This is a genomic window from Phascolarctobacterium sp. (assembly GCF_030531065.1).
Classification (GTDB): Bacteria; Bacillota; Negativicutes; order Acidaminococcales; family Acidaminococcaceae; genus Phascolarctobacterium_A.
The window spans coordinates 77,545-89,501 of the sequence record NZ_JAUNOQ010000008.1; the positions used below are offsets into that span (position 1 = coordinate 77,545).

The window sequence follows — 11,957 nt, forward strand, 5'->3', positions numbered from 1 at the left end:
TTGACTTTTGTCCGCAAAAAATGTAAAATTTTTTAAGTACCCCCTTAGGGGCGCACGCTGCCCAATCAGGCAGTATGGATTTTGTTAAAGGGAAAGAGGTCTAAAAATTATGCGCAGTACAGAAGTAAAAAAGGGTTCTACCCGCGCAGCCCATCGCTCCTTATTTTACGCTATGGGTTATACTGAAGAAGAATTACAAAAACCTTTAATCGGCATTTGCTGTGCCGCTAATGAAATCATCCCCGGCCATATGCACCTGGATACCATTGCCCAGGCAGCAAAATACGGCGTACTGGAAGCAGGCGGCACTCCTATCGAGTTCCCCGCCATCGGTATCTGCGACGGTATCGCCATGGGCCACGACGGCATGAAGTATCCTCTGGCCAGCCGCGAGCTGGTTGCCGACAGCATCGAAGCAGTTGCCAACGGCCACGCCTTCGACGGCCTGGTGCTCATCCCCAACTGCGATAAAATCGTTCCCGGTATGCTGATGGCGGCAGCCCGCCTGAACATTCCGACCGTAGTAGTAAGCGGCGGCCCCATGCTGCCCGGTCGCCTGCATGGCAAGGATATCAGCGTATCCACCGTTTTTGAAGCCGCAGGCCGTTTTGAATCCGGTCAAATCGACGCTTGCGAGCTCAGCGAAATCGAACATTGCGCCTGCCCCGGCTGCGGCAGCTGCTCCGGCCTGTTTACCGCCAATACCATGAACTGCCTGACGGAGGTTCTGGGCATGGGCCTGCCCGGCAACGGCACCATCCCCGCCGCCTATAACGGCAAGCGTATCGCCCTGGCTAAGCACGCAGGCATGGCCGTAATGAAGCTGGTCGCTGAAAACAAATGCCCGCGCGACATTATGACTATGGAAGCCTTCAAAAACGCTATTACCGTGGATATGGCTATCGGCGGGTCCTCCAACACCGCGCTGCACCTGCCCGCTATCGCTCACGAAGCAGGTATTCAGCTGCCCTTGGAGCTGTTCGACGAAATTTCCAAGCACACTCCCTATCTGACCAAGCTGAGCCCCGGCGGCAGCCACCACATCATCGACCTGAACGAAGCAGGCGGCATCCCGGCAGTAATGCACGAGCTGGACCGTCTCAACATTATCAATAAGGATTGCCAAACCGTCAGCGGCAAAACCATCGGCGAAATCATTGAGCATGCTGAAATCCAACGTCCCGACGTTATTCACAGCATCGAAAACCCCTACAACAAGACCGGCGGCATCGCCGTTTTGAAAGGCAATATCGCTCCCGAATGCTCCGTTGTCAAGGAATCCGCCGTCGACCCCTCCATGAAGGTTTTCAGCGGCCCGGCCAAGGTTTACAATTCCGAGGACGAAGCCATTGCCGCTATCTGCGGTAAAGAAGTTCAATCCGGCGACGTTGTAGTTATCCGCTACGAAGGCCCCAAAGGCGGCCCCGGTATGCGCGAAATGCTCAACCCCACCTCCGTGCTGGCAGGCATGGGCCACGATAAGGACGTTGCCCTGCTCACCGACGGCCGCTTCTCCGGCGCAACCCGCGGCGCCTGCATCGGCCACATTTCTCCGGAAGCCCGCGAAGGCGGCAATATCGCTTTAATTGAAAACGGCGATATTATCGAAATCAATATTCCGAACCGCACCCTGAACGTCAAAGTCTCCGACGAAGAGCTGGCGGCACGCCGCGCTAAATGGGTTTGCCCCGAACCGAAGGTTAAGAGCGGTTATCTGGCGCGCTACGCAGCGCTAGTTACCTCCGCCGCTACCGGCGCCGTGCTGAAGGTTCCCGGCCAGGACTAAAAGCCTGCGCTGAAAAAGTAAATACAACATAATAAGCAGCCGTGCTTCCGCAAGGGAGTGCGGCTGTTTTGCTTATAAAAATATCGTCGTTCTAAACATATAAGCGGCAGCCAATGACTGCCGCTTACGCTTTACAAAACTTAATTATTTATTTTTTAGAAGCTGTAGTGAACGTCTACATACCACTTATCGCTGCGTTGGTACTCGCCTTTTTGGTAGCTGTAGTTCAAGCCATAGCTCCAATTGCCCTTGCTGGCTTCCAAACCGATAGTGCCTAGGAAACTGCCGTTATCCATAACGGTATAACCCAAATCGCTCACTGCGCTTACTCCCGGAATAGAAACTGTCATGCTGCTGTCCGTATCGCCTAAAGCCCAAATATACGACAAATCGATTTTCGGAGTTACTTTCCAACCGCTGTCATATACATTTTCCTGACGCAAGCTTACGCCTACAGGAAGTAGCCAGATATTCTGTCTGTCAGGCGCATACATAAATGCCGTCTTACCTGCTATATTGGCTTTGTATTCGTCAGTATCCACGCTCAGGAAGCGTAACCCTGCATACGGCACGATTTGCACTTCGTTATTTTGAATGAGCTTTTCTAATTTCACGCCTGCGGAAATAGTCGTCGTATCGGGGCTGGCCTCCAATTTATAGCCTGCGTTGTGCTGTTCCACATCGCTTTCCGATTTACTAAAGTTTATGTCAAACATCACATTGCTATCGTCATTCATAATATTGCCGTAGTAACCTACGCCATAGAACTTATAATCGCTGCGGGTTCTGATAGCGCTGTTTTTACTATTACTGTCGCCTTCGCCGTAGCTGAACGCTACGCCGCCCTGATACTTGCCAATTTTCTTGAAATCAAAGCCTAGCAAAGCTCCGTTATACTGGCTGTCGTAAGAGCTGCGCATACCGTCCATCGGCATATCGTCAACCTTATCCTTGCCATGAACATATTGAGCCCATACGCCTGCACCGCTGCTGTCCTTGCGTACTACTCTGCCAAAGCCGCCTGTAGGCGTGGTGCTTAACTGTGTAAAGGACAAACGCTGCGTGGTCAGGCTTGCCACATTATTCACCACGGAAATAGCCGTAGCGCTATTGCCGCCAGCTTCAGCCAACTGCAACGCAGAATTTACTGCGGCGGCGGCTGCCTGCGTAGTGTTGCCGCTGGCCTGCCCGCCCATAGCCGTCGTAATGAACTCGGCCGCAGGCTGACTTTCCGCAGCGACGTTGCCACTGGCAATATCACCGGCAATTTCTGCCAGCATATTAACGCCGGAACTGGTAACGATGCCGCTGGAAGCAATTTCGTCCGCAGTTTTGGCGGAAACTACCGCTTGCAAATTATCGTCCGTAAGCTTCATTTCCGTCTGCATCAGCGCGTTATCATTAACTACCGTAAAGGTTTCACCTTGGTTAGTCGCAAATCCGGTTGCAATATTATAGGTATTCTTATCCATACCCTCGATAACTAATTTAGCGCCCTCTTCAACAACCAAAGTACCGCTGCCGTTTAAAGCATATTGCCCACTTGCTTCCACAAAATCGCTGCCTTTAATCTTTAAAGTAGAGCCTGCGCCAAAGGTTACGTCAGTAACCGTACTAGCTTCTTGCATCTCCCAAGTGTTGCCATCATTAAAATTTAATTTCACAATACCATTATCAACAATTTTAGAAGAGCCTTTTAAACTAGTACCACTAACACTAATATTTCCTTTTTCGTATGCGTTTAAATCGCCTGTAATTATTGAAGCGCTATCAGTTGCACTAACGACAACGTTAGTCGTTCTAGACATTTTAGAATGCTCCGTATTCATAGAACCTGCATTAACATTGCCATTCATTACCAACTTGCCAGCATTTACATTTAAAGAAAATACTTTATCTTCATATTGTGAGCCACCTAAAGAACCATAACTGCCGCAAAGATTACCATCAATATTCAAATTGTCAACGGTTGCATTGATAGTTCCCCAGCCACCGGAACCCATTACGCCGCCTTCATCATTAGTAGGTCCATCGAAGGTAGCATCTTTAGCAATAAAATTAATGGTTGCGCCTTCGTTAGCTTGCAACAAAGCTACACCATAATCGTCTTTTCCCCAACCAGTTTTTCCGTAAAAAGTTTCCGTATTAATTGTAGCCTTAGAGTTAGCGGCATTATTACGAACATGTACAAATTCGTCGCCTACATAAGCCACAATATTTTTAGCGTTAATTACAAGTTCATTATTAGCACCAACCAAACGAATTCCTCGGTCGCCACCGCCATTTTCATTAGTGCCTATATTTAAATCCGTCACATTAATAGTTAATTTACCGCCGTTAGTTACTACTGCTGCGTTATGCCCAGTACCTAATGCCTGACTAGCATCGTTTGTAGCCGGATTTTTACTTTCAAAAGTCAAAGTATCTGCTTCTAGATTTCTTTCTTCACCACTTACAAATAGGCCAACATACTGATACTCGCCACCACCATTTTTATTTTCCGATGGCGCTCCTATCACCATATCCGCCGCCAGCGCACTTCCCGTAATCGCAAAGGCCATCAGCGCACCCAAAGCCAAGCTTCGTTTCAACATTATCTTTTTCATACATATCCACCTTTCTTTTTTCGCTGCTGCCGCTATCGCTGCCAACCTTTGCCCAGCACCGGTAATGTTTTTTCGCATACACTACCTGCTTTCTGACAGAAGTCCGAAGCAGAAGTCAAACTTATAACAGCAGCTCGATATCAGCTTTATTATACACCGTTGTCCCCCCCAGTCAAGCAAAAGTGCATCGAGCACTTTTGTCTTGCAGCGCTGACGCGCTGGCTGCTGCTGATTCACACTGCAAATAGTTTTACCGCCGCGTTCTACCGCTCCCTTCACATACGCCTGCCGCTTTTACAATACAAAAAAGCTGTCGGACAGCAGCTTCCACAGCAGCCAGTCAACAGCCTATTACCTATCGTTAATTATAAAATTATAGTTAATTATTAATCATTTTTTGAATAGCTCTGCATGCGAGCCCAATCTATAAAGCATTAAAACAAGAACGTCATTATGAATTTCATAAATCAATATCCAATCTGGCTCTACATGGCACTCACGAGTTCCTTTATAATTGCCGACAAGTTCGTGATCCTTATATTTTGCATCCAATGTTCCGCCATTAGCCAAAATATCGATTACTGTAAATAACTTATCAAGATTTTTATTCTACTTTTTAGCCAGCTTCAAATCGCGTTTAAACCGACTCGTAAACTGAACATCATATTTCATACTTCAAGAGCCTCCCTAAGCGCCTTCATACTGGAATATCTTGGAGCAGAAGTATCAGCTATAAGTTTTTTGCCTTCCTCTATAGCAGCCGCCGTCGTTGCATTAGGAACATCTATTTTCAAAGAAAAAGGAATGCCATGTTCTCTAATCGTTGTTCTCAAAAACATATTAATAGCCGTAGTCATAGTCAACCCAAGTTCATTAAAAATCTGTTCAGCCTGCTCTTTAACCATTTTATCAGTCCTAATATTTAAATTAGTTGTCGTCATATAGAACACCTCCATTCACTTATTAATATACTTAAAAACTCGGTTATTGTCAATACATTGTCATTAATAATATATAATTACACAAGTAGCACGCAAAAAACGCCCGACCTACTTCCTAAAGTAAGCCGGGCGCTGCAATTATTGTAATTATTTACCGGTTCTGCCGCGTTTCGTAAAAGGAGTACCCTTAGCGCACAGAGGACAGCTGTCGGGATTAAAGGTTTCTACATTCAAATGCAACAAAGCTTCGGTGCGCACACCAAAGTCCACCTTACCGCCGCTGCGGTCAACCAGCAGGCCCACGCCTACCAGCTCGCCGCCGTGCTCCTTAACGACCTCCATAACCTCTTTTACGCTGCCGCCGGTAGTAACGATATCCTCTACCACCAGCACGCGAGTGCCTGCGGGAATCTGGAAGCCGCGGCGCAGGGTCATCTTGCCGTTTTCACGCTCGGTGAAAATAGCGCGGGTTCCCAAAGCCTTGCCCACCTCGTGCGCCAGCAAAATACCGCCGGTCATGGGGCCTACAACCAGCTCCACGTTATCGTTTGCATAACGGCGGGCGATTTCCTGGCACAGGCGCTCAGTATATTTCGGATGCTGCAGCACGTTGAATTTTTCTACATACATAGGGCTGTGCAGGCCGCTGGTCAGCAAAAAGTGGCCGTGCAACACAGCTTCGGTTTCCTCGAGCATTTTTAAAACGTCTTTTTCTTCTAAAACTGCCATTTGCTATATCTCCTTCTGCGTAAATTACGCCTGAATTTCTTCCACGATGGCTAAAGCCGCAGCCTGCCTGTTTTCAGCTTTGGTAATGGGACGGCCGACGACGATATGGCTGCTGCCGTTTTGGAACGCGCCCGCCGGAGTGGCAACGCGGCTTTGGTCGTCCAGGGACGCGCCTGCCGGACGCACGCCGGGCGTTACAATCAAAAAGTCGCTGCCGCAGGCTTCGCGGATAGCCGCAGCCTCGCGGGGAGAAGCGACCACGCCGTCCATGCCCGCTTCCTTAGACAATTTAGCCAGAGCGATAACCTGCTCGGCAATAGTATTTTTATAGTTCAGACCGGCAAACTGCTCGTCGTCCATGCTTGTCAGAATGGTTACGGCAATCAGCTTCGGCGCAGGACGGCCTGCTTTTGCTGCCGCTTCATGCACAGCCTTGACAGCCTCGGCCATCATTTTTTTGCCGCCCACGGCATGAACGTTCATCATATCGGCGCCCAAATCGCTGAGCACCGTTAAAGCATGAGCCACAGTATTGGGAATATCCTGCAATTTCAAATCCAGGAACACGTGCTTGCCCTGAGCCTTCAAAAAGCGAATAATCTCGCTGCCCACGGCGTAATACAGCTCCATGCCCACCTTGTAATAGCTTACCGCGTCGCCCAGCTCCAGCACGCAGGATTTAGCCTGCTCCAGTGTAGGAAAGTCTAAGGCGACAATTAGTCTATCGTCAGATTTTATAGTCATAATAATTATTTCTCCCGAAATGCGTTAGAAGTGTCGTTATGTTTCGTTGTATTATCCTAATCGTTAGCACTCCAAAAGCGTTACTCCCTCCGTCTGCTCGCAAGCTCGCATCCACCTCCCTCCAAGAGGGAGGACAAAACGACCGCGTAATGCTAAAGTGAATTGCCCCTTCTTCGAGGGGGCTGTCGCTGAAAGCGACTGGGGGAGTTTAATTTATAATTTATACAGCGGCATACTCTGCTTGCCCTCTGGCAGCGCCAAGCCAACAATATCGGTAATCTTCTCCAGCTTATGGCGGTCCAGATAAGCCAGCATCCCGTGCGCAATAGTTTCGGCAATATCGGGCTGCACAAAATTAGCCGTGCCGACAGCTACAGCGCTGGCTCCGGCCAGCATAAATTCAATAGCGTCCTCGGCGCACATAATGCCGCCCATGCCAATAATGGGCACGCGCACAGCCTGCGCTACCTGATACACCAGACGCACTGCCACCGGACGCACTGCCGGGCCGCTCAAGCCGCCGGTGATATTGCCCAGCACCGGACGCTGACGCTCGATATCGATCTTCGTGCCCAAAAGCGTGTTAATCATGGAAATAGCGTCCGTTCCTGCCGCCTCCGCCGCTTTCGCCATCACGACGATATCCGTCACATTGGGCGACAGCTTGGTGATAACCATTTTCGAAGTGTTTTTCTTTACCTGCGCCACAACCTCGGCGGCAGCGTCGGGACAAGTGCCGAAGACAATACCGCCCTCTTTTACGTTGGGGCAGGAAATATTGATTTCTACGGCGTCCACTCCGTCCACGTCCAGCTTTTTCGCCACCTCGCCGTATTCTTCAGGCGAATGGCCGTAGATATTGACGATTACCGGCACGTCGTACTTGCGCAGCTCCGGCAGGGTATGCTGCAAAAAGAAATCGCTGCCGGGATTTTCCAAGCCGATGCAGTTAAGCATACCGGAGGGCGTTTCCACCGCGCGCTGGCCCTTATTGCCCGCCGCCGGCAGCAGCGACGTGCCCTTGACGGTCACAGCGCCCACCTTTTCCAAATCGAGAAAATCGGTAAACTCCAGGCCAAAGCCAAAGGTGCCGGAGCCGGTAGTAACGGGAGTCTGCATTTTCAGCCCGGCAATATCCACTGCCAGACGTCCATCATACAAATTTACCATTCGCCTACCTCCTCCGCCCAAAATACGGGACCGTCCTTGCACACCTTGATGCGTTTGCCAATGCCCTCGCAAGCGCAGGACAGGCACGCGCCCAAGCCGCAGGCCATATATTTTTCCAGCGACACCTGGCATTTAACGCCCGCCTCCAGGCAAGCGCCCGCCACAGCGCGCATCATGGGCACGGGGCCGCACACATAAACGCAGTCGTAGCCGCCCTTAGCCAGCAGCTCCGGCAACAAGGCCATAACCGTGCCCTTAGCGCCTGCGCTGCCGTCGTCGGTTGTCAAATAAACATTCTGGCACAAGCCCTCGTACAGCTTCGTCCAAAACAGTTCCTCCGCCGTGCGGCCGCCCATGAGGATATCGGTGTGGCCGCTACCAAAGCCCTCCGCTAAAAAGAGCAGCGGGGCCAGGCCCAGGCCGCCGCCTACCAGCAGCGGCTTTTGCGCGCTCATATCGAAGCCATGGCCTAAGGGGCCTACAATGCTCAGCACATCGCCGGCGCAGACGTCCGCTAGAATATGCGTAGCCTCGCCGATAATGCGGTAAATCATAGTAAACGTACCCTGCTCCCGGTGCACGCCCGCTACGCCAAAGGGACGGCGCAGCAGCGGCGCGGTATTTTTACACACCTGCACGTTGACAAACTGTCCGGGAACAGCCTGCGCAGCAATTTCAGGCGCATATACGTCTATCAATTTAGTGGTACTGTTGAGAATACGCTGGCCAATAACCTTGGCCGACGCTATGGTCTTAGCCATAATCAATCCTCCCAGCTTAAGCTTAAATCCTGCAAAGCGACAACGCTGACTACGCGGCGGCGGCGCATAGCGCTCATAACGCGCTGCAATTCACGCGCCGTATCCATGGAGGTCAGGCAGGGAATTGCGTGTTCTACCGTCGAACGGCGAATCTTGAAGCCGTCGCGCTCGGCGTCGCGGCCATGGTTCGTCGTATTGATAACCATGCTGATGCGTCCCGCTTTGATGTCGTCCAAAATATTGGGATGACCTTCGCTGACCTTTGTAGCTACGTTAACATTGACGCCCTGCTCCTGCAGGTATTGGGCGGTACCGCCGGTAGCGGTGACAATATAGCCCAAATCTTCAAAGCCCTTGGCGATTTCTATCGCTTCCGGCTTATCCATATCGGCCACGGTAATAAGAATGGAGCCTTCGTGCGGCACGTTGATGCCGGACGCCAGGCAGGCCTTGTACAGCGCGCGGCTGAACTGATAATCGCAGGCCATAACCTCGCCGGTGGATTTCATCTCCGGCCCCAAGGTAATATCGACGTTGGACATTTTATTGAAGGAGAACACGGGAGCCTTAACGGCATAATAGTCTGGGAAGAGGCGCAGGCCCGGCTTAAAGCCCTGCTCGCGGATGCTCTTGCCCATAGCGCATTTCGTAGCCACATTGACCATGGGAACGCTCGTTACCTTGCTCAGGAAAGGCACGGTTCTGGAGGAACGCGGGTTAACCTCGATAACGTAAACATGCTCGTCGCGCACGATGTATTGAATGTTAATCATGCCCTTGACTTCCAGACCCAAAGCCATTTTATTGGTATAGTTGATAATCGTTTTGATTACGGCTTCGGAAAGGGTGCGCGGCGGATATACGGCAATGGAGTCGCCGGAATGCACGCCCGCGCGTTCTACGTGCTGCATAATGCCGGGGATAAGCACTTCCTTGCCGTCGCAGATAGCGTCGACCTCCACCTCGGTACCCTGCAGATAATGGTCGACCAGCACAGGATGCTCGTGGGAAGCCTTTACCGCGCTGGACATATAGTGCTTTAATTCCTCGTCGTTATAAACGATTTCCATAGCGCGGCCGCCCAATACGTAAGAAGGACGCACCATGGTAGGATAGCCTACGTCGTGAGCCGCAGCCAAAGCGCCTTCGGTGTCGAATACGGTATGACCCTGCGGACGGGGAATATTGCAGCTGGTCAGCAGCTCGTCAAAGCGCTCGCGGTCCTCGGCGCGGTCGATGCTGTCGACGCTGCTGCCCAAAACCTGCACGCCAGCCTTGGACAAGGGGCCTGCCAGATTGATGGCCGTCTGGCCGCCGAACTGCACGATAACGCCCTCCGGCTTTTCCTTATCGATAACATTGAGCACATCCTCCACCGTCAACGGCTCAAAATACAGCTTATCGGAAATATCGAAGTCGGTGGAAACGGTTTCCGGGTTATTATTGATGATGATGGTTTCGTAGCCCAGCTCTTTCAACGCCCAAACGCAATGCACGGAGCAGTAGTCGAATTCCACGCCCTGCCCGATGCGGATAGGACCGGAGCCCAGTACGACTACCTTCTTCTTATCCGTTACCTCTACCTCGTCCTCCGTTTCATAGCAGGAATAGTAGTACGGCGTAGCGGCTTCAAATTCTGCGGCGCAGGTATCAACCATTTTATAGGTGGGGATAATGCCCCAGCTCTTGCGCAGGTCGCGGATGGCAAATTCGCTCTTGCCTACGCGCGCGCCGATAACGCTGTCGGCAAAGCCCATTTTCTTGGCTTTACGCAGCAGGCTGGCGGTCAGCTCGTGCGTTTCCAAAGCACGCTCCATCTTGACGATGTTTTGAATTTTGGACAGGAACCATTTATCTATCTTGGTAATGCTGTGAATCTCGTCGATGGTAATACCGCGGCGCATAGCCTCGGCGATAACGAAGCAGCGCTCGTCGTCGATCAGCTTAATGCGGTCGTGGATTTCCTCGTCGCTCAAGGCTTTGAGTTCGGGCATCTCCAGATGGGTCAAACCGATTTCCAAAGAACGCACGGCCTTCAACATGGACGCTTCCATGGAGCGCTCGATCGCCATAACTTCGCCGGTAGCCTTCATCTGCGTACCCAGCGTGCGGTCGGCGGTCACGAATTTATCGAAGGGCCAACGCGGGAATTTAAGTACGATGTAGTCCAGCGTGGGCTCGAAGCAAGCCTTGGTCTTTTTGGTAACGGCGTTTTCAATCTCGTCCAGATTATAGCCCACGGCGATTTTACTGGTTACTTTAGCGATGGGATAGCCCGTCGCCTTGGAGGCCAGCGCGGAGCTGCGGCTTACGCGGGGATTTACCTCGATAACGTAATAGTTTTCCGAATAGGGGTCCAAGGCCAGTTGCACGTTGCAGCCGCCTACTACGCCCAGCTCGCGCACGATGTCGATGGAAGCCTGACGCAGCAGCTGTACCTCGCGGTCGCTCAAGGTCTGCGCCGGAGCCACAACGATGGAGTCGCCGGTGTGTACGCCCACGGGGTCCAGGTTTTCCATGGAGCACACGGTAATGCAGTTATCGGCGGCGTCGCGGATAACCTCGTACTCGATTTCCTTCCAGCCGGCAATGCTGCGCTCGATGAGGCACTGGCCGATGGGGCTGTAGCCCAGGCCCTTTTGCACAATGTCTACCAACTCGTCCTCGTTGTCGGCAATGCCGCCGCCGGTACCGCCCAAGGTATAGGCCGGACGTACAATCAAAGGATACCCGATCTGGCGGCCAAAGGCACAGGCTGCCATAACGGTTTCTACGATGGTGGATTCGGGAATGGGCTGATGTATTTTTTCCATCGTTTCCTTAAACAGCTCGCGGTCCTCGCCGCGTTTAATAGCGGAAATCTGCGTACCCAAAAGACGCACCTTGTATTCGTTCAGGATGCCCTTTTCTTCGAGCGCCATAGCCATATTCAAGCCCACCTGGCCGCCCAGGGTTGCCAACAGGGAATCGGGACGCTCGCGTTTAATAATATTTTCCAAAAATTCAATGCTGATAGGCTCTACATAGACGCGGTCGGCGATATGCACATCGGTCATAATCGTCGCCGGGTTGCTGTTGACCAGCACAACCTCCAGCCCTTCTTCCTTCAAAGCGCGGCAGGCCTGCGTACCGGCGTAGTCAAATTCCGCAGCCTGACCGATGATGATGGGGCCGGAACCGATCACGAGAACCTTTTTAATATTGCTGAGCTTCGGCATGA

8 protein-coding genes and 1 pseudogene are annotated in these 11,957 nt (G+C 51.6%); 1 reads left to right on the forward strand and 8 read right to left on the reverse strand.

Going from position 1 to position 11,957, the window contains the following annotated elements; translation table 11 throughout:
- Positions 1 to 109: 109 nt before the first annotated feature.
- Positions 110 to 1,786, forward strand: a complete 1,677-nt coding sequence (ilvD, locus tag Q4E64_RS07000; protein ID WP_303167058.1) for a dihydroxy-acid dehydratase — start codon at positions 110 to 112, stop codon at positions 1,784 to 1,786.
- A gap of 155 nt (positions 1,787 to 1,941) precedes the next feature.
- Here the strand turns inward: ilvD and Q4E64_RS07005 are convergent, their stop codons facing one another.
- From Q4E64_RS07005 to carB, 8 genes and pseudogenes are all read right to left on the reverse strand, one after another.
- Positions 1,942 to 4,392 (reverse strand): autotransporter domain-containing protein, encoded by a 2,451-nt coding sequence (locus tag Q4E64_RS07005; RefSeq protein WP_303167059.1) that lies wholly within the window; start codon positions 4,390 to 4,392, stop codon positions 1,942 to 1,944.
- Positions 4,393 to 4,782: 390 nt separating this feature from the next.
- Positions 4,783 to 5,064 (reverse strand): annotated as a pseudogene (locus Q4E64_RS07010) (type II toxin-antitoxin system YafQ family toxin).
- Positions 5,061 to 5,333: a type II toxin-antitoxin system RelB/DinJ family antitoxin gene (locus Q4E64_RS07015; protein ID WP_303167060.1), complete on the reverse strand. Its 273-nt coding sequence runs from the start codon at positions 5,331 to 5,333 to the stop codon at positions 5,061 to 5,063. Before Q4E64_RS07015 ends, Q4E64_RS07010 begins: the two are co-directional and overlap by 4 nt.
- A gap of 147 nt (positions 5,334 to 5,480) precedes the next feature.
- Entirely contained in the window at positions 5,481 to 6,062 is a 582-nt protein-coding gene (pyrE, locus tag Q4E64_RS07020) for an orotate phosphoribosyltransferase (protein ID WP_303167061.1), read from the reverse strand.
- Positions 6,063 to 6,086: 24 nt separating this feature from the next.
- The gene (gene pyrF, locus Q4E64_RS07025) at positions 6,087 to 6,806 is read right to left on the reverse strand and encodes an orotidine-5'-phosphate decarboxylase (RefSeq protein ID WP_303167062.1); all 720 of its coding nucleotides are present in this window, start codon (positions 6,804 to 6,806) and stop codon (positions 6,087 to 6,089) included.
- A gap of 213 nt (positions 6,807 to 7,019) precedes the next feature.
- Positions 7,020 to 7,976: a dihydroorotate dehydrogenase gene (locus tag Q4E64_RS07030; RefSeq protein WP_303167063.1), complete on the reverse strand. Its 957-nt coding sequence runs from the start codon at positions 7,974 to 7,976 to the stop codon at positions 7,020 to 7,022.
- Positions 7,970 to 8,737, reverse strand: coding sequence for a dihydroorotate dehydrogenase electron transfer subunit (locus tag Q4E64_RS07035; RefSeq protein WP_303167064.1), 768 nt, complete (start codon positions 8,735 to 8,737; stop codon positions 7,970 to 7,972). Before Q4E64_RS07035 ends, Q4E64_RS07030 begins: the two co-directional genes overlap by 7 nt.
- A gap of 2 nt (positions 8,738 to 8,739) precedes the next feature.
- Positions 8,740 to 11,955, reverse strand: coding sequence for a carbamoyl-phosphate synthase large subunit (carB, locus tag Q4E64_RS07040; protein WP_303167065.1), 3,216 nt, complete (start codon positions 11,953 to 11,955; stop codon positions 8,740 to 8,742).
- Positions 11,956 to 11,957 lie beyond the last annotated feature (2 nt).